Here is a 23,027-nt window from a genome sequence, read left to right as displayed (position 1 = left end):
CGCCCTCCAGGAGAAGAGGGCGGAGGGAACGGCCAGACAATCAGAAGTGGGTATTGACGCCCAGATACCAGGTGCGGCCTGATTCGTTATAGGTATTGGCGCCAGCGCCAGCCATATACGAAACATCGGTCAGGCTACCGGTGGTTTGCGCATTCCCCGCGCGCCAGTGGCGCTTGTCGAAGACGTTATCCACGCCGCCGGTCAGGCTGACGTTTTTGGTCACATCCCAGGTGGCGCTCAGGCCAACGATGCTGTACGGGCTGACTTCGTCCGTTTCAGAACCCACCGCCGGTTGGCCTTTGTAGTTATATTTCTTCGGCTGCTGCTTGCCGTACCAGGTGAAGGTCGACTGTACGGAAATATCCTCCTGAATCTGCCAGCTCAGGGTGGAGTTCAGGGTGTATTCCGGAATAATCGACAGACGATCGCCGGTCTCTTTGTTTTTACTTTGCAGCATATAAGTGATGTTATTGGTCCAGTTCACCGTTTCGCTGACCGGCACGTTCAGGGTGCCTTCCAGACCTTCAACCACCGCTTTCGGCACGTTTTCCCACTGATAGATATCGGTTTTGACGTTACCTTTCGACGTTTTTGCAATCGGCGCGTAGCCCGCTTCGATTTTATCGCGGTAGTCGTTGCGGAACCAGGTCACCCCCGCCAGCCAGCCATCGCGCTTAAACTCAAGGCCAATCTCTTTGTTGATGCTGGTTTCGGCTTTCAGGTCATCGTTACCCATCATGTAGCAACCGGTGCCGTTACCGCTGGCGTAGCAGCCCTGGCCTTTACTATAGAGAATATAGTTCGGGTTGGTTTGGTACAGGCTCGGCGCTTTGTAGGCGCGGGCGATGCCCATTTTTAACGTGAAGTCATCCCACAGACCCTGAGACAGGTTGAGCGACGGGCTCCAGTTGTTGCCGACGATCGTGTGATGATCGAAACGCAGCGCCGGCGTCAGCATGGTGGTGTCGGTCAGCTCCACGTTGTCTTCGGCAAACAGGGAGAAGATCTCGGCCTTCGAGTACGGGCTACGGCCGGTGCTGTCATAGCCATCGATATCGCCGCCCATAAAAGTCTGGGTATTTGACGCCAGATCCTTCATCCGCTGCTGATTCCACTCGGTACCCAGCGTCAGGTTCTGGTTGAACACCAGATCCAGAGGAATGCTGACTTCGCTGTGCAGCATCACGTCGGCGAGGTCGATATCGCTGAACTGGTTGCTGTTGAAGATACCTTCCGTGCCGCCCGCCAGACCTTCGCCTTTACGCGAGTTACGGGTACGTTCGTACTGCGCCCAGTTGCTGGTGGTCACGCCGTTATCCCAGCCGCCGTTCCAGTTGACGGAGTAAGTCTGGCGATAGAGGCGGTTCGTCTCTTTACCATAGTTCTCTTTCACCAGATCGTTAGTATTGGTGTTCTGCGTATCGCCCGCGTAGAGGTTGCCCTGACGGCTGTAGCCGGATTCAAACTCCAGCGACTGCATCGGCGCGAAATCCCAGCGCACGACGCCGTTAATGTTCTTATTTTTCACCCCTTCGCGCCCGGCAGGCATGGTATTGGCATAGGCGCCGGTACGCTCGGACTGATGTCCGTCGTTGATATCCCAGGCATCGGCCTGGGTTTTGTCGAGGTTGCCCAGCAGGCGGAAGCTGAAATCGCCGCCCAGCGGGCCGCTGAGGCTAAAGTTGGTGCGTTTAGTCGAGCCTTCGTCTTTATGCTCCGGGGCGTTCATGTAGGTATTCCATGAACCGTGCCATTCGCCGTCGCTCTTCTTGGTGATGATATTGACCACGCCGCCCGCCGCGCCGTTGCCGTAGCGCGCTGCCGCCGGGCCGCGAATGACTTCAATACGTTCGATCAGCTCCGGCGGTACCCATGAGGTATCGCCGCGGGTATCGCGCTCGCCGCGCCACCCCAGACGTACGGAGTTGCGGCTGGTCACGGGCTTGCCGTCAATCAGGATCAGGGTGTTTTCCGGGCCCATGCCGCGAATATCAATCTGGCGATTGTTGCCGCGCTGGCCGCTGGTGGAGTTGCCGGTCAGGTTAACGCCGGGCATGGTACGAATAATTTCCGACACGTCGCGCGCGGGCGGGCGTTTACGAATTTCATCCGCGGTAATGGTTGAAACGCCGGGGGCCTGCAGGTTCTGCTCGGCGGCGGTGACGACCATGGTTTCATCAGCGGATGCGGCTTTGCTATCGGAGACCGTTTCCGCCGCGCTCAGCGGAAAGGTAGCCCCGTAGATTCCCAGATTGACCAGCAAGGCCAGGGATTTGATCCTGTTATTCATTGTAATTCCTGCTTTTCGTCGCCGCCTTCCCCAAAGGCCCTTCCCGTCGGGAGGGGAGGCGGAATCAATAGTGCCGGTAGAGGGCAAAGGCATTCCATCGCTGGCTAAATGAGCCCTCTCTGACATGTTTATTTTTGAAAGACGCGCTTCCCACAGCGCGCTAATACGCTATTGCAAATGAAAATAGTTATCAATAATATTATCAATAAATATTGCGTTTATTAATGCGTTTGTTGATAAATGTCACGATAAACATAGGGTTGAAAAGGAATGCATAAGACAGGATGCGACGACTGGTGGCGCACTATCTCCGGTCCGCAAATAGAGGCCGTGGACGACGCGTATCGGGTGACCTTCTGGTGGCGCGATCCGGCGGGCGACGAAGCGTCTTCGGCAACCCGCCGGGTGTGGATTTATATTACCGGCGTGACTGACCATCATAAAAACGCCGTGCCGCAAACGCTGCAGCGCATTCCCGGCACCGATGCCTGGCGCTGGCAAACCACGCTTTCTCCCACCTGGCGCGGCAGCTACTGCTTTATCCCTTCCGAGCGCGACGACGACTTTTCTCCTCAGCTTTTTAACGGCGACGGCCCGGACCGCGCGCTGCTGCGCGAAGGCTGGCGCAGGCTGCTGCCGCGGGCGATTGCCGACCCGCTCAATCCGCAAAGCTGGAAGGGCGGGCGCGGTCACGCGGTCTCCGCGCTGGAGCTGCCGGAAGCCCCGGAGCAGCCGGGCTGGGCGCTGGGTGAAGAACCTTATCAGCCTCCGATCTGCATTGAGTGGCGCAGCCAGCGGCTCGGCAACCGCAGACGAATATGGGTTTACGCCACCGGCGACGCGCAGCCGCAGCAGCGCCCGCTGGCGATCCTGCTCGACGGCCAGTTCTGGGCCGAAAGTATGCCGGTATGGTCGCCGCTGGCAGGCTTAACCCGCGAAAAACGGCTGCCGCCGGCGGTTTATCTGCTGATTGACGCGATTGATAACCCGCACCGGGCCGCAGAGTTGCCCTGCAATGACGCGTTCTGGCTGGCGGTACAGGAAGAGCTGCTGCCAATGGTTCACCGACTAGCACCTTTCAGCGATCGCGCCGACCGAACCGTGGTGGCAGGCCAGAGCTTTGGCGGCCTGGCCGCGATGTTCGCCGCCCTCTACTGGCCCCGGCGCTTTGGCTGCGTGCTCAGCCAGTCCGGCTCCTACTGGTGGCCGCATCGCGGCGGCGCGCAGACGGGCCTGCTGATTGACCGCCTGAGCCGCGGCGAATTACATCCGCAAGGGCTACGTATCTGGCTGGAAGCCGGTCTTCGCGAGCCGATCATTTTTCGCGCCAACCAGGCGCTGCTGGCGCATCTGGAACAGCAGACGATTTTCTGGCGTCAGGTTGATGGCGGGCATGATGCGCTGTGCTGGCGCGGCGGGCTGACGGCGGGGCTCATCCAGCTGTGGCAACCTTTATGCCGTGACGAGTAGCAACGCGCGCTTTACGAGGAATTTGACATGCAATTCAGTAATCCCTTCGACAATCCACAAGGGCAGTTTTACATCCTGCGCAATGAGCAGCAGCAGTACAGCCTGTGGCCGCGCCACTGCGCGCTGCCGCAAGGCTGGTCGGTAGAGTGCCCGCCGCAGTCGTTAGAGGCGTGCAACGCCTGGCTGGCGGCGAACTGGTCTACCTTGACCCCCGCCCACCATGCGTCCTGAGGAGCCGATAATGACCACACGTTTACCGCTGGTTGCGGCGCAGCCGGGGATCTGGATGGCGGAGCGCCTCTCGACGCTGCCCGGCGCATGGAGCGTCGCCCACTATGTTGAGCTGCGCGGCGATATTGACCCAGTCCTGCTCGGGCGGGCGATTATCACCGGGCTCTCTCAGGCCGACACCCTCAGCATGCGCTTTTGTGAAGATAGCGGCGAAGCCTGGCAGTGGGTTGATGAACGCCGCGTTTTTGCCGAACCGGACTATCAGGATCTGCGCGCGGCGAGCGACCCGCACGCCGCCGCGCTGGCGAGGATGCAGGCCGACCTCGGGCAGAATCTGCGGGTGGACGGCGGTAATCCGCTGGTCTGCCATCAGCTGCTGCGGGTAGGCGATAACCGCTGGTACTGGTATCAGCGTTACCACCATTTGCTGGTCGATGGCTTCAGCTTCCCGGCCATTACCCGCCAGATCGCCGCGATTTATCGCGCCTGGCAGCGCGGCGAAGAGACGCCCGCCTCGCCGTTTACGCCCTTTGCCGAGGTGGTGGAAGAGTACCAGCGCTATTACGGCAGCGATGCCTGGCAGCGCGACAAAGCGTTCTGGCAGGCGCAGCGTCAGGCGCTGCCGTCTCCGGCCTCACTGTCGGATGCGCCGCTGGCGGGAAGGGCGACCAGCAGCGATATCTGGCGCATGAAGCTGGAGGTGGATGCCGGCGTCTTTAGCCGGCTGGCGGCAAGCGCGCCGCAGTGCCAGCGCGCGGACCTGGCTCTGGCGCTGACCGCCCTATGGCTGGGACGGCTGTGCAGCCGAACGGAGTATGCCGCAGGCTTTATTTTTATGCGTCGTATGGGCTCCTCGGCGCTCACCGCCACCGGTCCGGTGCTCAACGTTCTGCCGCTGGCGGTCACCATTGACGCCGGGGAAACGCTGCCGGAGCTGGCCGCGCGTCTTGCCGGACAGCTGAAGAAAATGCGCCGCCATCAGCGCTATGACGCCGAACAGATTGTCCGCGACAGCGGCAAGGCGGCGGGCGACGAACCGCTGTTTGGCCCGGTGCTTAATATTAAAGTTTTTGATTATCAGCTGGATATCGATGGCGTACAGGCGATTACCCATACCCTGGCGACCGGTCCGGTCAACGACCTGGAGCTGGCGCTGTTCCCGGATGAAGCCGGCGGCCTGTCGCTGGAGGTGCTGGCCAATAAGCAGCGTTACGATAAACAGACGCTGGGCAACCATATCGCCCGACTTTCCGCGCTGCTGGCGCAGTTTGCCGATAATCCGGCCCTGCGCTGCGGCGACGTGAATATGCTATCGGCGGCGGAAGCGGAGCAGCTACAGCGGGTGAACGCCACCGCCGTCGATCTGCCGCTCACCACCCTGAGCGCGCGGGTGGCGGAGCAGGCGGCGAAAACCCCGGATGCCCCGGCGCTGGCGGACGGCCGCTGGCAGTTTAGCTACCGCGAGATGCGCCAGCAGGTGGTGGCGCTGGCTGAACAGCTTCGCGCGCGGGGCGTCAAGCCGGGCGATAGCGTGGCGGTGGCGCTGCCGCGTTCGGTATTCCTGACCCTGGCGCTGCACGGCATCGTTGAAGCCGGCGCCGCGTGGCTGCCGCTGGATACCGGCTATCCCGACGATCGTCTGCGGATGATGCTGGAAGACGCCCGTCCCTCGCTGCTGATTACCTCTGAAGATCAGCGGGCGCGCTTCAGCGATATCCCCGGCCTCGAAAGCCTGTGCTATCAACAGCCGCTGGCGGCGGCGGATGCCGCGCCGCTGGCGCTCTCACGGCCAGAGCATACCGCGTATATCATCTTCACCTCCGGCTCGACGGGGCGACCGAAAGGTGTCATGGTCGGGCAAACCGCCATCGTCAACCGCCTGCTGTGGATGCAGGACCACTATCCGCTCACCGCCGATGATGTGGTGGCGCAGAAAACGCCGTGCAGCTTTGATGTATCGGTCTGGGAGTTCTGGTGGCCGTTTATCGCCGGCGCGCAGCTGGTGATGGCCGAGCCGGAGGCCCATCGCGATCCGCTGGCGATGCAGCAGTTCTTCGCCCGCTACGGCGTGACCACCACCCACTTTGTCCCCTCGATGCTGGCGGCGTTTGTCGCCTCGCTGAATACGGAAAACGTCGCCTCGTGCCATACCCTGCGCCGGGTCTTCTGCAGCGGCGAAGCGCTGCCGACGGCGCTGTGCCGGGAGTGGGAGGAGCTGACCGGCGCGCCGCTGCATAACCTGTACGGCCCGACGGAAGCGGCGGTGGACGTCAGCTGGTATCCGGCCTGCGGGCCTGAACTGGCGGCGGTAACCGGCGCCAGCGTGCCGATTGGCTGGCCGGTGTGGAATACCGGCTTACGCATCCTCGATGCATCGATGCGCCCGGTACCGCCGGGCGTGGCGGGGGATCTCTACCTGACTGGCATTCAGCTGGCGCAGGGCTATCTCGGGCGCCCCGATTTAACCGCCAGCCGCTTTATCGCCGACCCTTACGCGCCGGGCGAGCGCATGTACCGCACCGGCGACGTTGCCCGCTGGCTGGATAACGGCGCGGTCGAGTATCTCGGGCGCAGCGACGACCAGCTAAAAATCCGCGGCCAGCGGATCGAACTCGGGGAAATTGATCGCGCAATGTCGGCGCTGCCGGACGTTGCGCAGGCGGTGGCTCACGCCTGCGTCTTCAACCAGGCGGCGGCGACCGGGGGCGATGCCCGCCAGCTGGTGGGCTATCTGGTTTCTGAATCCGGCCTGCCGCTGGATACCGAGGCGCTTAAAGCGCGGCTTGGCGAACAGCTGCCGCCGCATATGGTGCCGGTGGTGCTGATTCAACTGCCGGCGCTGCCGCTGAGCGCCAACGGCAAGCTGGATCGCAAAGCGCTGCCGCTGCCGACGCTGAGCCGCGTAAGCCGCGGTCGTCCGCCGGAGCCGGGCGTGGAAACCACCGTCGCCTCGGCGTTCAGCCAGCTGCTGGGCTGCGAGGTGAACGATATCGACGCCGATTTCTTCGCCCTTGGCGGCCATTCGCTGCTGGCGATGCGTCTGGCGGCGACGCTCGGCCGCGAACTGCAACGCCAGGTGACGCCGGGGCAGGTGATGGTCGCTTCTACCGTCGGCAAGCTGAGCGCGCTGCTGGCATCGGATCTCAGCGATGAGCAGGCGCAACGGCTGGGCTTCGACGCGATCCTGCCGCTGCGCGCGAGTGACGGCCCGACGCTGTTTTGCTTCCATCCAGCTTCCGGTTTTGCCTGGCAGTTCAGCGTGCTGGCGCGTTATTTAAGCCCGCGTTGGTCGATCGTCGGCATTCAGTCGCCGCGACCGCACGGGCCGATGGCGACGGCGGCGGATCTGGATGCGGTCTGCGAGCATCATCTGCAAACCCTGCTTTCGCAGCAGCCCCACGGCCCCTATTATCTGCTGGGCTATTCGCTCGGCGGCACCCTGGCGCAGGGAATAGCCGCCCGCTTACGCCAGCGCGGCGAAGCGGTGGCGTTTCTCGGCCTGCTGGATACCTGGCCGCCGGAAACGCAGAACTGGGCGGAGAAAGAGGCCAACGGTCTGGACCCTGAGGTGCTGGCGGAGATCGCCCGCGAGCGCGAGGCGTTTCTGGCCGCCCAGCAGGGGCAGGCTTCCGGTGAGCTGTTCAGCGTTATCGAGGGTAACTACGCCGACGCGGTGCGCCTACTGACCACCGCGCACAGCGCGAAGTTTGACGGTAAGGCGACGCTGTTCGTGGCGGAGAAAACCCGTCAGCCCGGGATGGAGCCGCAGAGGGTCTGGGGGCCGTGGGTCGGCGAGCTGGAGGTGTTTAGCCAGGATTGCGCCCACGTGGATATTATCTCCCCGCAGGCCTTTGAGGCGATTGGCCCGGTGGTCAGGGAGATCCTCGGGGAAGGATAGAAAAACTCCCGGGTTGCGGCGTAAACGCCTTACCCGGGCTACCGTTTCTGCCAGCCCGGCTAAGCGTAGCGCGAGCCGGGAATATCTATCGGCGACCCAGCGGCACCACCAGCGGCGTATGCGCCACCGGATCCTCTATGATCGTACAGCGCAGACCGTAAATCTTTTCAATGAGCTCCGCGCTGACGATCTCCTTCGGCGCGCCTTCGGCGACGATTTTACCCTCGCGCAGGGCAATCAAATGGGTCGCGTAGCGGCAGGCCTGGTTCAGATCGTGCAGCACCGCCGCCAGCGTATAGCCCTTCTGCTGATTCAGCTCGCTTAGCAGCTCAAGCAGATCGATCTGATGGCTGATATCCAGCCAGGTGGTGGGCTCATCGAGCAGCATAATCGCCGTCTCCTGGGCCAGCACCATGGCGATCCACGCCCGCTGGCGCTGGCCGCCGGAGAGCGTATCGACGCTTTGCCGCGCGAGGTCGGTAATGCCGGTGGCCTTCATCGCCCTGGTGACCGCCTCTTCATCCTCTTTGCGCCAGCGGGTAAACAGCGGCTGGTGCGGATAGCGCCCGCGGGCCACCAGCTCCTGAACCGTTATATCCCCCGGCGTGGTGGCGTTCTGCGCCAGCAGGCCGATGCGTTTGGCGACCTCTTTACTGGCGTAACGCTGGATCTGCTCGCCGTCGAGATAAACATGACCGCTGGTAGGCGTCATCAGGCGGCTCAGGGTGCGCAGCAGCGTCGATTTACCGCAGCCGTTGGGGCCAATAATGGCGGTAAAGTGGCCGTCGGGAATGGTGACGTTCAGCGATTCGGCGATGGTTTTTTTGCCGTACGCCAGGGTCAACTGGTCGCCGCGCAAACGGGAGGTGACAGCGGTCATTTTTTGCGGGACTCCTGAATTAATAACCCGATAAGGTAGAGGCCGCCAATGCTGACGGTCACCACGCCCACCGGTAACTGATAGGGCATAAACAGACGCTGCGCGCAGTAGTCAGACAGCGCCAGCAGCAGGGCGCCGCACAGCGCCGCCTGGGCCAGCCCCCAGCGGGCGGTACCGCTAAGGCGCCGCGCGATATGCGGGGCCACGAGGGCGATAAAGGAAATCGGCCCGGCGAGGGCGGTAGCGGCGGCGGTCAGCACCACCCCGACCAGCATCAGCAGCAGCCGCGAGCGTTCAACCCGCACGCCCAGCGCGCAGGCGGTATCGTCGCCCATCTCCAGCAGCCGCATACGCCGCGCCAGCAGAGCCCCGCACGCCAGCATCAAGAGAATCAGCGGCGCGGAGGGCCAGGTTTTCCCCCAGGTCAGACCGTTAAGCGAACCGGCATACCACAGCCCGGCGGAGAGGGCGGTTTCCAGCGAAGCGCGCAGCAGCAGCCAGGTATTGAACGCCACCAGCATGGCCCGCACGCCGATGCCGATAATAATCAGGCGAAAGGTCTCAATGCCGTTGCGCCACGCCAGCAGCCAGACCACCAGCGCGGTGAGAATACCGCCAACCATTGCCGCCATGGCGATGGCCGCCAGGTTCTGGCCGAACATTACCATCGCCACCAGCACGCCGCTCCACGCCCCGGTGTTGAACCCCATCACGTCCGGACTGCCCAGCGGGTTGCGGGTCAACGACTGGAAAATCGCTCCGCTGACGCCAAGGGCGGCGCCGATCAGCAGCGCCATCAGCACGCGCGGCAGACGCCACTCGGTCACCACCATGGCGACGTTACGCGGCGCATCGCCAAGCAGCGCGGAGATAACCTGCTCAACGCTTAACGGCACCAGGCCGCTACCCAGCCCCCACAGGGAGACCAGCACGCTGGCGACCAGCAGTAGCAAACAGCTCAATATCAGGCGACGAGAAGGCGCAATCACATGCCACCTCCGCGCGGCTGGCGGCGCACCAGCCAGATCAGCACCGGCGCGCCAATAAAGGCGCTGACCACTGAAACCCGCAGTTCGCCGGGCACCAGCAGGCGCCCCAGCACGTCGGCAAACAGCAGCAGGGCGGGGGTCGCCAGTAGGGTCACCGGCAGCGACCAGCGATGATCCGCGCCCACCAGCCAGCGGGCCATATGCGGCATCATCAGGCCGATAAAGGCGATCGGCCCCACCACCGCCGTGGCGCTACCGCACAGAACGGTAATCGCCAGCAGACCAATAAGCTGAGTCCGCGCGACCCGGCTGCCGAGCGCGGTGGCCGTATCGTTGCCGAGGCTCAGGCTGTTTAAGGCCCGGCTCAGCAGCAGGGTCACCAGACCGGCAATCAGCACCGGGATCAGCACAATTTTCAGGGTTTGCAGGGTGCGCACGTCGAGCGAACCCGCCTGCCAGAAGCGCAGCTGGTCATAGACGTCGGGATTAAGCAGCGCGATACCGCTGGAAAGCCCTTCCAGCACCGCCGCCAGGGCGACCCCCGCGAGGGTCAGGCGCACGGGGCTGAGCTGGCCGCCGCCCTGGCTGCCGGTAAAGGCGACCAGCAGCGAGGCGCCTAACGCGCCGCAAAAGGCCATCAGCAGCTGCTCCTGCGGCGAAGAAAGGCCAAACAGCGCCGCGCCCAGCACGATAGCGAAGCTGGCGCCGGAGTTGACGCCGAGGATCCCGGGGTCCGCCAGCGGGTTGCGGGTCAGCGTTTGCATCAGCGCGCCGGCCAGACCCAGCGCGCCGCCGGCCAGCAGCCCGGCGAGGGTTCGCGGTAGCCGGGCATCAAGGACGATGGTGCAATCGGCGCTCTGGCAGGTGCCGGTGAAGGCATCGAGGACGACGCTAAACGGTAGGGGTTTGGCGCCGATCAGCAGGCTGAGCGCAACGGCGATGATTAAAACGATTAAAAGACCCGGCACGGCAAAGGCGCGCGCCGCGGTCGTGGAACACGACATGGCTTACATCCCTGGCATGATAATGATAGTAATTATCGTTATCGATTCTATTCAGTTATGTTAGCATGTGCACCCATAAAAATGGTATGGAAAATAATAACAAGGCGCTGTCATGAACCGACAATCCTGGCTGCTGAATCTCAGCTTGTTGAAAACTCACCCGGCCTTTCGCGCCGTCTTTATCGCCCGCTTTATTTCAATCCTGTCGCTTGGCCTGCTGGGCGTGGCGATCCCGGTGCAAATCCAGATGATGACCCATTCAACCTGGCAAGTGGGGCTGTCGGTGACCCTGACCGGCGCTTCGATGTTTGTCGGTTTGATGATCGGCGGCGTGCTTGCCGACCGCTATGAGCGCAAGCGTTTGATCCTGCTGGCGCGCGGCACCTGCGGGATTGGTTTCGTCGGCCTGTGCCTGAACGCCATGCTGCCGGAGCCGTCGTTAATCGCCATCTATCTGCTCGGTATCTGGGACGGTCTGTTCGCCTCTATTGGCGTGACCGCACTGCTGGCGGCGACGCCGGCGCTGGTTGGCCGGGAAAATCTGATGCAGGCCGGGGCGATCACCATGTTGACGGTGCGGCTGGGCTCGGTGATTTCGCCGATGATCGGCGGTCTGCTACTGGCAACCGGCGGCGTGGCCTGGAACTACGGTCTGGCGGCGGCGGGAACCTTTATCACCACGCTGACTCTGCTGCGTTTACCGCTGCTGGCGCCGCCGCCGCAGCCGCGCGAGCACCCGCTGAAATCGCTGAACGCGGGGCTGAAGTTTCTGTTTAACAGCCCGCTTATCGGCGGCATCGCGCTGCTTGGCGGTCTGCTGACGATGGCCAGCGCGGTGCGCGTGCTCTATCCGGCGCTGGCCGGAAGCTGGCAGATGTCGGCGTCGCAGATTGGCCTGCTCTATGCTGCGATCCCACTGGGCGCGGCATTCGGGGCACTAACCAGCGGGCAACTGGCGCAGACGGCGAAGCCGGGCGTGCTGATGCTGGCGACCACCGTCGGCTCGTTTGTGGCGATTGCGCTGTTCAGCCTGATGCCGGTGTGGGAGCTGGGCGCGCTGTGTCTGGCGCTGTTTGGCTGGCTAAGCGCGATAAGCTCGCTGCTGCAATATACGCTGATTCAGACCCAGACCCCGGAAAATATGCTCGGGCGCATCAACGGTCTGTGGACCGCGCAGAACGTGACCGGCGATGCGATAGGCGCGGCGCTGCTCGGCGGCCTGGGCGCGATCCTGACACCGGTGGCCTCGGCGAGCGCCAGCGGTTGGGCGCTGGTGATTGTGGGCGCGGTGCTGGTGGGGCTGTTACGCGAACTGCGCCGCTTTCAGCGCCCGGAAGCGGTCAGCGAAAGTTAACTCCGCTGGGCTTTCCCGGCGGTCCGGTAGCCCGGGCAAGGCGCCTGGCGCCGCCCCCGGGAGATCGGCTTAGGAAAAGAGCGCTGCTAAACGCTGCAGCACCAGCACGGCGCTGTAGTAATCCAGGCGGAAGGTTTCCGTCCCCAGCGGATAAACGCGTTTCCCTTCAACGGCGGGCAGATGCGATAGCAGCGGGTTGGCGTTAATCGCGTCGGCGTCTTTTTGGTCGCCGGCGAACAGGAACAGGCTCTGACCGTTAAGCCCGGCGGCTAAGTTTTCCCCGCCCAGCTGCACGATATCATGCCGTTTTCCCTGGCTCTGGCTGGCATGCAGCCCGCCTGGCAGGTCGGCGAGGGTAAAGCCCAGCTGTTCGAGCAGCTGTCCCTGAGCGGATTCTTTGGTCCAGATATTGGCGCTATGGGCCGCGGCGGTGTAGACCAGCGCGGTGACCGGCTGCGGCGGCAGCTTCATCTGCTCTTTCAGCGCCGCCAGCTTTTTATCAAACTCCGCGATTCTTTCAGCGGCCTGCTGTTCATGGCCGGTGATATTCCCCAATTGGGTCAGCAGGGCCTGCCAGCTTTTATCATCGTAGTTAATGATAAGCGTCGGGGCGATGGTGGAAAGCTGGTCGTAGAGCGTCATCGCCGAATCGCCGCCGGTGGCGCTAATCAGAATCAAATCCGGCATTTGCGCGGCGACGGCCTCAGCGCTCGGTTCGCCGATATAGAGGCGCGCCAGCTTGCGCGCTTTCGCCACCTCGCTCCATTGCCGCAAAAAACCCTGGCCATCGGCGACGCGGTTGTTGGGCGTGGTGGCCCCGCTGGCCACCACCGGCGCGTCAATCGCCAGTAGCGAACCGGTCAGCGTCACGCTGGTGGAGACAATGCGCAGCGGCTGGCTTTCCAGCGTATGGGTTCCGCGGCTGTCGGTTATCTGGCGCGGCCAGTCTGCCGCCAGCGCTGAGCTCATTCCTAAAATCGCCAGGCCGCTGGCGAGGAGGGTACGGCGGCAAAAGGTGGAGAAATTCACGTATTCGCATCCTGATTGAGTGGTGATAAATGCTTCTCATTTTCAGCTTTGCGCCGCGTGGATGCAAGTCTATACCCTAATAATTCGAGTTGCAGGAAGGCGGCAAGTGAACGAATCCCGATGAGCTTACTGTAGTAAGTGATTCGGGTGAGCGAACACAGCCAACACACCTGCAACTTGAAGTATGACGGGTATAAGTCGCACAACATGCTACCTGTACGGTTGACATAAAGCGCAATACCTTTTAGGTTAGCCAACCAAAATATAAATGATAATTATTCGTAATATCTTTATCGTTTTTGGAGGATGATATGGAAACGTCTTTGGCTGAGGAAGTTCGGGAGAAAAAAATGACCCTGCCGCCGGAAAGCTTCTTCTTTATGTCGCCGTACCGCAGTTTCACCACCGCTGGCTGCTTTAGCCGATTCTCTCATCCCGCCGCCGACGGCGATGATCCGGACGGAGAGTTTCAGCAAAAAATGGCCGCCGCCTTTAAAGCGGCGCGCACTGCCGGGATCGCCAGACCGGTAATGGTCGGCGCCATTCCGTTCGATACCAGCGAGCCCTCCGAGCTGTTTATCCCCGCGAGCTGGACTGCGTTCTCCCGCACTGAAAAGCAGCACTCCGCGCGCTATGCGTCGGGGCAAAATCCGATGGATGTCGTGCAGCGCCGGGAGATCCCCGAGCAGGACACCTTTATGGCGATGGTGGCGCGCGCGGCGGCCCTCACCGCGACGCCGGAAGTGGACAAGGTGGTCCTGTCGCGCCTGATTGATATCACCACCCGCGAACGGGTCGATAGCGGGGCGCTGCTCGAGCGCCTGATCGCCCAGAATCCGGCCAGCTTTAACTTCCACGTGCCGCTCTCAGACGGCGGCGTGCTGCTGGGCGCAAGCCCAGAGCTGCTGCTGCGTAAAGAAGGCGCGCATTTCAGCTCTCTGCCGCTGGCCGGTTCCGCCCGCCGCCAGCCGGACGATGTGCTGGATCGTGAAGCGGGGCACAGGCTGCTGGCGTCGGAAAAAGATCGCCATGAACATGAGCTGGTGACTCAGGCGATGAAGGCCGTATTAGCGCCGCGCAGCAGCGAACTCTCCCTGCCGGACTCTCCGCAGCTGATCACCACGCCGACCCTGTGGCATCTGGCGACGCAGATTCAGGGCACCGCGCTGGCAAACGAGAATGCCATGTCGCTGGCCTGCCTGCTGCATCCGACTCCGGCGCTGAGCGGTTTCCCGCATCAGGCGGCGAAACGCCTGATCGGCGAACTGGAGCCGTTCGACCGCCAGCTATTCGGCGGCATTGTCGGCTGGTGTGATGACGAAGGCAACGGCGAGTGGGTGGTCACCATCCGCTGCGCGCGCCTGCAGCAGAGCACCCTGCGGCTATTTGCCGGCGCAGGTATCGTTCCGGCCTCTTCGCCGTTGGGCGAGTGGCGCGAAACCGGCGTCAAACTGACCACCATGCTGAACGTATTCGGCTTGCAATAAGGGACGATGATGATCGAATTTACCCGCTGGCCGGAAGCGTTCGCGGCCCGCTATCGGCAAAAAGGCTACTGGCAGGATCTGCCATTAACTCAACTGATAACCCGTCATGCGGAAAACGACGCCCCGGCGATTATCGACGGCGACAAAAGCTACAGCTACCGTGAATTCAACCGCCTGGTGGATAACCTCGCTTCCTCGCTGCAGCGTCTTGGCCTGAAGCGCGGCGAAACGGCGCTGGTGCAGCTGGGCAACGTCGCGGAGTTCTATATTACCTTTTTCGCGCTGCTGCGCATCGGCGTGGCGCCGGTCAACGCGCTGTTCAGCCACCAGCGTAGCGAGCTGAACGCCTACGCCGCGCAAATTGAACCCGCCTTACTGATTGCCGACCGCGCACATGCGCTGTTTGCCGATGATGATTTTCTTAACGCTTTTGTTGCGCAGCATCCGTCGGTACGCGTGGCGCTGCTGCTGAACGACGACGGCGAGCAGAGCCTGACGGCGGCCATCGAGCGCGCTGACGATAGTTTCGTTGCGCATCCGACACCTGCCGACGAAGTGGCTTTTTTCCAGCTTTCCGGCGGCAGTACCGGGACGCCGAAGCTCATCCCACGTACGCATAACGACTACGACTACAGCATTCGCCGCAGTAACGAGCTGTGCGGCGTAAGCGCCGAAACGCGCTATCTGAACGCGCTTCCCGCCGCCCACAACTACGCGATGAGCTCGCCGGGTTCACTCGGCGTCTTCCTCGCCGGCGGCGTGGTGGTGCTGGCGCACGACCCGAGCGCCACCCTCTGCTTCCCGCTGATCGAAAAGCACCAGATTAACCTGACCTCGCTGGTTCCGCCGGCGGTAAGCCTGTGGTTACAGGAGATCCATGAGTCCGGCAGCAATGCCCGTCTGCAGTCGCTGCGGCTGCTGCAGGTAGGTGGGGCGCGCCTGTCCGCGACCCTCGCCGCGCGCATTCCGGCGGAAATCGGCTGCCAGCTGCAGCAGGTCTTCGGCATGGCGGAGGGGCTGGTGAACTATACCCGCCTCAACGACAGCCCCGAGCGCATTATCAATACCCAGGGCTGCCCGATGTGTCCTGATGACGAAGTGTGGGTGGCCGATGCGCAGGGTAATCCGCTGCCGCGCGGCGAAGTCGGGCGCCTGATGACCCGTGGCCCTTATACCTTCCGCGGGTACTACAAGAGCCCGCAGCATAATGCCGAGGCCTTTGATGCCGATGGTTTCTACTGCTCTGGCGATCTGATCTCGATCGATGAAGATGGCTATATCACCGTGCAGGGGCGGGAAAAAGATCAGATCAACCGCGGCGGCGAGAAGATCGCGGCGGAAGAGATCGAAAACCTGCTGCTGCGCCATCAGGCGGTGATCCACGTCGCGCTGGTCAGCATGGAAGATAGCCTGCTGGGGGAAAAGAGCTGCGCATATCTGGTGGTAAAAGAGCCTCTGCGCGCGGTGGCGGTACGCCGCTTCCTGCGGGAACAAGGGGTCGCAGAATTTAAACTGCCGGACCGCGTGGAGTGCGTTGATGCGCTGCCGCTGACGCCGGTGGGCAAAGTCGATAAAAAACAATTACGTCAGTGGCTGGCTGAACGCAAGCTGGGCTGAAGGAGAAGACAGAATGGCAATCCCAAAATTACAGGCTTACGCGCTGCCGGAAGCCAGCGATATCCCGGCGAACAAAGTGAACTGGGCATTTGAGCCGTCCCGTGCCGCGCTGTTGATCCACGATATGCAGGAGTATTTCCTTAACTTCTGGGGCGAAAACAGCCCGATGATGGAGAGAGTGGTGGCCAACATCGCCGCCCTGCGCGAGTTCTGCAAACAGAACCATATTCCGGTTTTTTACACCGCCCAGCCGAAAGAGCAGAGCGATGAAGACCGCGCGCTGCTGAACGACATGTGGGGACCGGGCCTGACCCGTTCGCCGGAGCAGCAGCAGGTGATTGCCGCGCTTGCGCCGGACGACAACGATACCGTGCTGGTGAAGTGGCGCTACAGCGCGTTTCATCGCTCGCCGCTGGAGGAGATGCTGAAAGAGGCGGGGCGCGACCAGCTAATCATCACCGGCGTGTATGCCCATATCGGCTGCATGACCACCGCGACCGATGCGTTTATGCGCGATATTAAGCCGTTCTTTGTCGCCGATGCGCTGGCCGATTTCAGCCGTGAAGAGCATCTGATGGCGCTCAACTACGTGGCGGGCCGCTCCGGTCGCGTGGTGATGACCGAAGAGCTGCTGCCGCTGCCGGCGTCAAAAGCGGCGCTGCGCGCGCTGGTGTTGCCGCTGCTGGATGAAAGCGACGAGCCGATGGACGATGAAAACCTGATCGATTACGGCCTCGACTCGGTGCGTATGATGGCGCTCGCCGCGCGCTGGCGTAAAGTGTACGGCGATATCGACTTCGTGGTGCTGGCGAAAAACCCGACTATCGACGCCTGGTGGGCGCTGCTGTCCCGCGAGGTGAAATAATGAACGGACTCGATTTTCACGGCCAGACCGTGTGGATCACTGGGGCGGGCAAGGGGATCGGCTACGCCACCGCCCTGGCGTTCGTTGAGGCTGGCGCGCAGGTAACCGGCTTTGATCTGGCGTTCGACGGTGAAAGCTATCCGTTCGCCACCGAGACGCTGGACGTCGCCGACGCGCGGCAGGTGGCGCAGGTATGCGGCCGCCTGCTGGCTGGCATTGAACGGCTGGATGTGCTGGTCAATGCCGCCGGCATTTTACGGATGGGGGCGACCGATGCGCTGAGCCAGGAAGACTGGCAGCAGACCTTCGCCGTCAACGTCGGCGGGGCGTTTAACCTGTTCCAGCAGACGATGGCGCAGTTTCGCCGCCAGAAAGGCGGGGCAATTGTGACGGTGGCCTCCGATGCTGCGCATACTCCGCGCATCGGCATGAGCGCCTACGGCGCGTCAAAGGCGGCGCTGAAGAGCCTGGCGCTGACCGTTGGCCTTGAGCTGGCGGGCAGCGGGGTACGCTGTAATCTGGTTTCTCCTGGCTCGACTGACACCGATATGCAGCGCACGCTGTGGGTCAGCGATGACGCTGAACAGCAGCGCATTCGCGGTTTCGGCGAGCAGTTTAAGCTGGGCATTCCGCTGGGCAAAATCGCCCGTCCGCAGGAGATTGCCAATACCATTCTGTTCCTCGCCTCCGCTCACGCCAGCCATATCACGCTGCAGGATATCGTGGTGGACGGCGGCTCGACGCTGGGGGCATAAATGGCCTGGAAACGTCAGCTGACGCTGGATGAACTCAACGCGACCAGCGTCAATACGATGGTGGCGCATCTGGGGATAGTGTATACCCGGCTGGAAGAGGGCGTGCTGGAGGCGGAAATGCCGGTCGATGCGCGAACCCATCAGCCGTTCGGGCTGCTACACGGCGGCGCCTCCGCGGCGCTGGCGGAAACCCTCGGTTCAATGGCCGGGTGGTTGATGACCGAAGAGGGTCAGTGCGTGGTGGGGACCGAACTTAACGCCACCCATCACCGGGCGGTCTCCAGCGGCAAAGTGCGCGGCGAGTGCCGACCGCTGCACCTGGGGCGTCAGGGGCAAAGCTGGGAAATTGTGGTGTTCGACGAACGGGGGCGCCGCTGCTGCACCTGCCGGCTGAGTACGGCGATCCTCGGCTGAAGCATGGCCTGTTCCCGGCTGGCGGCGTGAACGCCTTAGCCGGGCTACGGGGTTGTCGCCGCCTGCGGGTCGGGAATGCGCCTGGCCTGTTCCCGGCTGGCGGCGTGAACGTCTTAGCCGGGCTACGGGTAACATGCCGTCTGTGGCGCCGGCGATCGGGTGACCAACTCAACGCCATCTGCGGGCCGGTAGCCCGGACAGGCGCGTCAAGCGCCGCCTCCGGGGAAGCAGGATGCGATGCAGTGACAGATTATCCCTCCCCGTTTTCATCCATTTTCCTGCCAGAAGTGATCTCGCTTGCAATGTGAGATAAATCCTTGCCGTCAGGCGACATCTGCAACGTTTCAAAGTTGTTAAAACTTCCATTGTGTTCTAGAAACAACTTGTAACATCCTGATTACCCTACCAGTGGAATACAATGATGAATAATTCAGGGAAATACCTCATCTGGACACTGCTCTCCGTTATCGGAGCCTTTGCCCTGGGCTATATCGCGCTAAACCGGGGTGAACAGATCAACGCGCTGTGGATTGTCGTCGCGGCAGTCTGCGTCTATCTGATCGCCTATCGCTTCTACGGCCTCTATATCGCCAAAAATGTACTGGCGGTCGACCCGACGCGCATGACCCCGGCGGTGCGTCACAACGACGGCCTCGACTATGTTCCAACCGACAAGAAGGTGCTGTTCGGCCACCATTTTGCCGCTATTGCCGGCGCGGGGCCGCTGGTTGGCCCGGTGCTGGCGGCGCAGATGGGCTACCTGCCGGGAATGATCTGGATCCTTGCGGGCGTGGTGCTGGCCGGGGCGGTACAGGACTTCATGGTGCTGTTCGTCTCCACCCGTCGCGACGGACGTTCGCTCGGCGAGCTGGTGAAAGAGGAGATGGGCCCGACCGCCGGCGTGCTGGCGCTGGTGGCCTGCTTTATGATCATGGTGATTATCCTCGCGGTACTGGCGATGATTGTGGTGAAAGCGCTGACCCACAGCCCGTGGGGGACTTACACCGTCGCCTTCACCATCCCGCTGGCGATTTTCATGGGGATCTATATTCGCTATCTGCGCCCCGGGCGCATTGGCGAAGTGTCGGTGATTGGCCTGGTGATGCTGGTGTTCGCCATTATTTCCGGCGGCTGGGTGGCGGAAAGCCCGACCTGGGCGCCGTGGTTTGATTATACCGGCGTGCAGCTCACCTGGATTCTGGTGGGCTACGGCTTTATCGCCGCCGTGCTGCCGGTCTGGCTGCTGCTGGCGCCGCGCGACTACCTCTCCACCTTCCTGAAAATCGGCACCATCGTCGGCCTGGCGATCGGTATCTTGATCATGCGCCCAACGCTGACGATGCCGGCGCTGACCAAATTTATCGATGGCACCGGCCCGGTGTGGAGCGGCAGCCTGTTCCCGTTCCTGTTTATCACCATCGCCTGCGGCGCGGTTTCCGGCTTCCATGCCCTGATCGCCTCCGGCACGACGCCGAAGATGCTGGCCAATGAAGGCCAGGCCTGCTTTATCGGCTACGGCGGCATGCTGATGGAGTCCTTCGTGGCGATTATGGCGCTGGTGGCGGCCTGTATTATCGACCCGGGCGTCTATTTCGCGATGAACAGCCCGATGGCGGTGCTGGCTCCGGCGGGCGTGACCGATGTGGTGGCGTCGGCGGCGCAGGTGGTGAGCAGCTGGGGCTTTACCGTGACGCCGGATACCCTTAACCAGATCGCTCACGAAGTGGGAGAGCAGTCGATTATCTCCCGCGCGGGCGGCGCGCCGACGCTGGCGGTAGGCATGGCCTACATTCTGCACGGTTCGCTGGGCGGCCTGATGGATGTCTCCTTCTGGTATCACTTCGCCATTCTGTTCGAGGCGCTATTTATCCTGACCGCGGTGGATGCCGGTACGCGCGCGGCGCGCTTTATGCTGCAGGATTTGCTGGGGGTGATAAGCCCCGGGCTGAAGCAAACCAGCTCGCTGCCGGCGAACCTTCTCGCCACGGCGCTGTGCGTGCTGGCGTGGGGCTACTTCCTGCATCAGGGCGTAGTTGACCCGCTCGGCGGCATCAACACGCTGTGGCCGCTGTTTGGTATTGCTAACCAGATGCTAGCGGGGATGGCGCTGATGCTGTGCGCGGTGGTACTGTTTAAGATGAAGCGCCAGCGCTATGCATGGGTCGCGCTGCTGCCGACCTCATGGCTGCTGATTTGTACCCTGACCGCGGGCTGGCAGAAGTCGTTCAGCACCGACACCAAAGTCGGCTTCCTGGCGATTGCCAACAAGTTCCAGGCGATGATCGACAGCGGTAATATTCCGCCGCAGTACACCGAGTCGCAGCTGGCGCAGCTGGTGTTTAACAACCGTCTGGATGCCGGGCTGACCATCTTCTTTATGGTGGTGGTCGTGGTGCTGGCGCTGTTCTCGATTAAGACCGCGCTGGCGGCGCTGAAAGAGGACAAACCGACGGCGAAAGAGACCCCGTACCAGGCGATGCCTGCTGATGCTGATAGCCTGGTGACCCAGGCGAAACGCGCTCACTAAGCCATCACGTTATCGCCCCTCTTTGAGAGAAGGGGGGCGATTATGAGAGTTGAAAATGTTTGATACCCTTTCGAAAGCAGGAAAATATTTAGGCCAGGCGGCGAAAATGATGATCGGCGTCCCGGATTACGACAACTACGTGGAGCACATCCGCGTGACCCACCCCGAACAAACGCCGATGACTTACGAAGAGTTTTTTCGCGAGCGTCAGGACGCGCGCTACGGCGGCAAAGGCGGCGCGAAGTGCTGCTAACCCTCTTTCGGCAAATACAGGCTGATCTGCTCCTGCGTACAGCCGTATATCGCCGCCAGCTTTTCGCGGGTGCGCTTTTGCGGGCGGGAGTCGATAGCTTCTAGCTGGGAAACCGCAGACTGGCTAATTCCGAGCTTATCGGCCACCTCCTGCTGCGACAGGCCGCGCAAAATGCGCCAGGCCGCCTGCAGGCTGACTTTCTCTTTATCCATGATGTCGCAGACGCTGTCAGGTAAGGGAATATCGTCGTATTCATCCGATTCGTAGGGGACGTCTTCCCACTCTTCCTCTTTTTCATCATCGTATTCCGCCATTTTCAGACGCATCTGGAAGTATTCGTTATAGGGGATCACCACATACTGCGGGTTGCCCTCGTCGTCCTTAATTAGTTGCACTGCCATAAGGCGTTGCCTCCTCGTGAAGATAGGTTGTTGAGGTTCTTCGTTTTATCGCTACGACATAGCAGCTTTCAGATAGCCCCTCAAACTGTGTGAAGATGATGCGATAATCACCGACACGCAATCGATAATGATCTTCGGATCCCGACTGCTTGAGTTTTTTAATGTCCGGAGCCGGCGCATTTTTATCATCCATGGTGCGTAGCTTTTCTTTGATTCTCTCCTGATAGCGGGAATCTATTGCGGCGAGCTGTTTTTCTGCGCTTTTCGACCAAAAAACGATCATCCTGACCTCCACTTTAAGTCAAAGCTCATTATAAGTAAATAATAAGATTATAAGTAAATTTAAATTATCTTATAGGAGACGATAATGCAGATTTTATGCGGAATAAAGACAGAAACATCCGCTTTGCGAGGCGGCTCGAAAGCGCCTCCGCCGGGCGGCAGAGGCGAATAAAACGGGGGATTAACCGGCGAAACGTTCGACTTTTTCAAACGCGGCGCGCAGGGTTTCGGCGTTCAGTTCAACCGGCAGAAAATGGATGGACTCTACCGGGCGCAGGGTATGGGTAATCACCTGATCCAGCTGTTCGCGGTTGTTGATATCCACCTCCAGCGCCGCCAGCGTGGTCGGCAGGTTAAAGCGCTGATACGCCTGCACCAGCTGCGCCAGCACCTCGTCCTGGCCGAGCAGGGCGCTCTGGACCAGAATGCCGTAGGCGACTTTGGTCCCGTGCAGATACTTCTCGGTCTGCGGCAGTACCGTCAGCCCGTTATGCACCGCGTGCGCGGCGGCGACGCGGGTATAGCGCTCGCCCAGCCCGCCGACCATACCGCCGCCGGCGATAACCGCATCCACCACGTCGCGGAAGGCCTGGGTCAGCTCGCCGCGCTGCTGGTCGGTCAGCGCCGTTTCGCTGCTTTCCAGCAGCACATCGCGGATCGCCAGCGCGCCGTTGATGCCAAGGCGCACGGTGAGCGGCAGCGTCTCCGGCTGCGGAGCCAGCACCACCGCTTCATACCATTTCGCCAGCGTATCGCCGATGCCCGCCAGCAGGTATTCCGCCGGCGCGTTAAGAATAATGCGCGGCTCCACCAGCACCAGGAAGTTGGCGTCGTCGAAAATCTCAAACTGCAGCGCCTGACCGGCATCGTTATACCACACCGACAGCGGCGTCCACGCCGCGCAGGTGGCGGCGATGGTGGGGATGGCCACCACCGGCAGGCCGAGGCGGCGGGCCAGCGCCTTGGCGGTATCGAGCAGCGCGCCGCCGCCCACGCCAATCACCACCGACCGATCGTCACCGGACGCGCGGGCCAGTTCGCTGACGTCGCTTTCGCTGCAGTGGCCTTTAAATAAGATTTTTTTGGCGCCAGCAACGTTAAACGCTGCCGGCAGAAACGCCTGCGCGCCTGCGATAGCCCGCTCGCCGTACACCCACACCGCGCGTGAAAGCTGTTCTTCGCTATAAAAATCCTGCAGCCGGGCAAGGCTGCCGGGATGGGAATAGTAGTTGGCGGGGCCGGGGACCACGCGGATATCGCTGTGACTCATCAATGCTGTCC

Annotated in this window: 19 protein-coding genes; 11 read left to right on the top strand and 8 right to left on the bottom strand. The window is 61.9% G+C overall.

Annotated elements, in window-relative coordinates:
- Positions 1–40: 40 nt before the first annotated feature.
- The gene (locus CMQ96_RS18215) at positions 41–2,290 is read right to left on the bottom strand and encodes a TonB-dependent siderophore receptor (RefSeq protein WP_098067113.1); all 2,250 of its coding nucleotides are present in this window, start codon (positions 2,288–2,290) and stop codon (positions 41–43) included.
- Positions 2,291–2,560: 270 nt separating this feature from the next.
- On the opposite strand from CMQ96_RS18215, the gene fes reads away from it, so the two are divergent.
- From fes to entF, 3 genes are read left to right on the top strand one after another with little or no spacing between them, the layout of a single operon-like run.
- A complete protein-coding gene (gene fes, locus CMQ96_RS18205; RefSeq protein ID WP_098067112.1) occupies positions 2,561–3,760 on the top strand; it encodes an enterochelin esterase in 1,200 nt (399 codons plus the stop codon).
- Between the two features lie 27 nt (positions 3,761–3,787).
- Positions 3,788–3,991 carry an MbtH family NRPS accessory protein gene (locus CMQ96_RS18200; RefSeq protein ID WP_004135449.1) on the top strand — a complete coding sequence of 68 codons (204 nt, stop codon included), beginning with the start codon at positions 3,788–3,790 and terminating at the stop codon, positions 3,989–3,991.
- A 10-nt stretch (positions 3,992–4,001) separates the two neighbouring features.
- Positions 4,002–7,889, top strand: a complete 3,888-nt coding sequence (gene entF, locus CMQ96_RS18195; RefSeq protein ID WP_098067111.1) for an enterobactin non-ribosomal peptide synthetase EntF — start codon at positions 4,002–4,004, stop codon at positions 7,887–7,889.
- An 85-nt stretch (positions 7,890–7,974) separates the two neighbouring features.
- On the opposite strand, the gene fepC is transcribed toward entF, so the two are convergent.
- From fepC to fepD, 3 genes are read right to left on the bottom strand one after another with little or no spacing between them, the layout of a single operon-like run.
- Positions 7,975–8,769, bottom strand: a complete 795-nt coding sequence (fepC, locus tag CMQ96_RS18190) for an iron-enterobactin ABC transporter ATP-binding protein (protein WP_082237451.1) — start codon at positions 8,767–8,769, stop codon at positions 7,975–7,977.
- Positions 8,766–9,758: an iron-enterobactin ABC transporter permease gene (gene fepG, locus CMQ96_RS18185; RefSeq protein WP_049089657.1), complete on the bottom strand. Its 993-nt coding sequence runs from the start codon at positions 9,756–9,758 to the stop codon at positions 8,766–8,768. Before fepG ends, fepC begins: the two co-directional genes overlap by 4 nt.
- Positions 9,755–10,762: a Fe(3+)-siderophore ABC transporter permease gene (fepD, locus tag CMQ96_RS18180; RefSeq protein WP_049089658.1), complete on the bottom strand. Its 1,008-nt coding sequence runs from the start codon at positions 10,760–10,762 to the stop codon at positions 9,755–9,757. The genes fepG and fepD overlap by 4 nt, the downstream gene beginning before the upstream one ends.
- A 112-nt stretch (positions 10,763–10,874) precedes the next feature.
- Here fepD and entS point away from each other — a divergent pair, with 112 nt between their 5' ends.
- Positions 10,875–12,116 carry an enterobactin transporter EntS gene (gene entS, locus CMQ96_RS18175; protein ID WP_024358844.1) on the top strand — a complete coding sequence of 414 codons (1,242 nt, stop codon included), beginning with the start codon at positions 10,875–10,877 and terminating at the stop codon, positions 12,114–12,116.
- A gap of 69 nt (positions 12,117–12,185) precedes the next feature.
- Here entS and fepB read toward each other — a convergent pair whose 3' ends face one another.
- A complete protein-coding gene (gene fepB, locus CMQ96_RS18170; RefSeq protein ID WP_221343804.1) occupies positions 12,186–13,085 on the bottom strand; it encodes a Fe2+-enterobactin ABC transporter substrate-binding protein in 900 nt (299 codons plus the stop codon).
- Between the two features lie 371 nt (positions 13,086–13,456).
- Between fepB and entC the strand changes: the two genes are divergently transcribed.
- From entC to CMQ96_RS18125, 7 genes are all read left to right on the top strand, one after another.
- Positions 13,457–14,632, top strand: a complete 1,176-nt coding sequence (gene entC / locus CMQ96_RS18160) for an isochorismate synthase EntC (RefSeq protein WP_064342334.1) — start codon at positions 13,457–13,459, stop codon at positions 14,630–14,632.
- 9 nt (positions 14,633–14,641) lie between these two features.
- A complete protein-coding gene (gene entE, locus CMQ96_RS18155) occupies positions 14,642–16,249 on the top strand; it encodes a (2,3-dihydroxybenzoyl)adenylate synthase EntE (RefSeq protein WP_098067109.1) in 1,608 nt (535 codons plus the stop codon).
- A 13-nt stretch (positions 16,250–16,262) separates the two neighbouring features.
- The gene (entB, locus tag CMQ96_RS18150) at positions 16,263–17,114 is read left to right on the top strand and encodes an enterobactin biosynthesis bifunctional isochorismatase/aryl carrier protein EntB (RefSeq protein WP_098067108.1); all 852 of its coding nucleotides are present in this window, start codon (positions 16,263–16,265) and stop codon (positions 17,112–17,114) included.
- The gene (gene entA / locus CMQ96_RS18145; protein WP_004135435.1) at positions 17,114–17,869 is read left to right on the top strand and encodes a 2,3-dihydro-2,3-dihydroxybenzoate dehydrogenase EntA; all 756 of its coding nucleotides are present in this window, start codon (positions 17,114–17,116) and stop codon (positions 17,867–17,869) included. The genes entB and entA overlap by 1 nt, the downstream gene beginning before the upstream one ends.
- On the top strand, positions 17,870–18,283 hold the full coding sequence (gene entH, locus CMQ96_RS18140) for a proofreading thioesterase EntH (protein WP_098067107.1): 414 nt from the start codon (positions 17,870–17,872) through the stop codon (positions 18,281–18,283).
- Between the two features lie 421 nt (positions 18,284–18,704).
- A complete protein-coding gene (gene cstA / locus CMQ96_RS18130) occupies positions 18,705–20,810 on the top strand; it encodes a pyruvate/proton symporter CstA (RefSeq protein WP_004135432.1) in 2,106 nt (701 codons plus the stop codon).
- A gap of 55 nt (positions 20,811–20,865) precedes the next feature.
- The gene (locus tag CMQ96_RS18125; protein ID WP_004100083.1) at positions 20,866–21,063 is read left to right on the top strand and encodes a YbdD/YjiX family protein; all 198 of its coding nucleotides are present in this window, start codon (positions 20,866–20,868) and stop codon (positions 21,061–21,063) included.
- Here CMQ96_RS18125 and CMQ96_RS18120 read toward each other — a convergent pair.
- The 3 genes from CMQ96_RS18120 to CMQ96_RS18110 form a co-directional block, all read right to left on the bottom strand.
- Complete coding sequence (locus tag CMQ96_RS18120; RefSeq protein WP_004135430.1) at positions 21,060–21,464, bottom strand: helix-turn-helix transcriptional regulator; 405 nt, start codon at positions 21,462–21,464, stop codon at positions 21,060–21,062. The genes CMQ96_RS18125 and CMQ96_RS18120 overlap by 4 nt on opposite strands.
- Positions 21,445–21,747, bottom strand: a complete 303-nt coding sequence (locus CMQ96_RS18115) for a type II toxin-antitoxin system RelE/ParE family toxin (RefSeq protein WP_024358837.1) — start codon at positions 21,745–21,747, stop codon at positions 21,445–21,447. Before CMQ96_RS18115 ends, CMQ96_RS18120 begins: the two co-directional genes overlap by 20 nt.
- A gap of 180 nt (positions 21,748–21,927) precedes the next feature.
- Complete coding sequence (locus CMQ96_RS18110) at positions 21,928–23,016, bottom strand: oxidoreductase (protein WP_098067106.1); 1,089 nt, start codon at positions 23,014–23,016, stop codon at positions 21,928–21,930.
- Positions 23,017–23,027 lie beyond the last annotated feature (11 nt).

The organism is Klebsiella sp. MBT K-1, assembly GCF_002556465.1.
GTDB lineage: Bacteria > Pseudomonadota > Gammaproteobacteria > Enterobacterales > Enterobacteriaceae > Klebsiella > Klebsiella grimontii.
The sequence above is the reverse complement of the archived record's forward strand: the minus strand, read 5'-3'. Positions and strand labels throughout refer to the sequence as shown.

Coding starts and splice junctions, on each gene's coding strand:
- entB (WP_098067108.1), top strand. CDS start 16,263: ATGGCAATCCCAAAATTACAGGCTTACGCGCTGCCGGAAGCCAGCGAT.
- CMQ96_RS18120 (WP_004135430.1), bottom strand. CDS start 21,464: ATGGCAGTGCAACTAATTAAGGACGACGAGGGCAACCCGCAGTATGTG.
- CMQ96_RS18110 (WP_098067106.1), bottom strand. CDS start 23,016: ATGAGTCACAGCGATATCCGCGTGGTCCCCGGCCCCGCCAACTACTAT.
- cstA (WP_004135432.1), top strand. CDS start 18,705: ATGAATAATTCAGGGAAATACCTCATCTGGACACTGCTCTCCGTTATC.
- fepC (WP_082237451.1), bottom strand. CDS start 8,769: ATGACCGCTGTCACCTCCCGTTTGCGCGGCGACCAGTTGACCCTGGCG.
- fepB (WP_221343804.1), bottom strand. CDS start 13,085: ATGAGCTCAGCGCTGGCGGCAGACTGGCCGCGCCAGATAACCGACAGC.
- CMQ96_RS18125 (WP_004100083.1), top strand. CDS start 20,866: ATGTTTGATACCCTTTCGAAAGCAGGAAAATATTTAGGCCAGGCGGCG.
- CMQ96_RS18200 (WP_004135449.1), top strand. CDS start 3,788: ATGCAATTCAGTAATCCCTTCGACAATCCACAAGGGCAGTTTTACATC.
- entH (WP_098067107.1), top strand. CDS start 17,870: ATGGCCTGGAAACGTCAGCTGACGCTGGATGAACTCAACGCGACCAGC.
- entF (WP_098067111.1), top strand. CDS start 4,002: ATGACCACACGTTTACCGCTGGTTGCGGCGCAGCCGGGGATCTGGATG.
- fes (WP_098067112.1), top strand. CDS start 2,561: ATGCATAAGACAGGATGCGACGACTGGTGGCGCACTATCTCCGGTCCG.
- entA (WP_004135435.1), top strand. CDS start 17,114: ATGAACGGACTCGATTTTCACGGCCAGACCGTGTGGATCACTGGGGCG.
- fepD (WP_049089658.1), bottom strand. CDS start 10,762: ATGTCGTGTTCCACGACCGCGGCGCGCGCCTTTGCCGTGCCGGGTCTT.
- CMQ96_RS18215 (WP_098067113.1), bottom strand. CDS start 2,290: ATGAATAACAGGATCAAATCCCTGGCCTTGCTGGTCAATCTGGGAATC.
- entC (WP_064342334.1), top strand. CDS start 13,457: ATGGAAACGTCTTTGGCTGAGGAAGTTCGGGAGAAAAAAATGACCCTG.
- CMQ96_RS18115 (WP_024358837.1), bottom strand. CDS start 21,747: ATGATCGTTTTTTGGTCGAAAAGCGCAGAAAAACAGCTCGCCGCAATA.
- entS (WP_024358844.1), top strand. CDS start 10,875: ATGAACCGACAATCCTGGCTGCTGAATCTCAGCTTGTTGAAAACTCAC.
- entE (WP_098067109.1), top strand. CDS start 14,642: ATGATCGAATTTACCCGCTGGCCGGAAGCGTTCGCGGCCCGCTATCGG.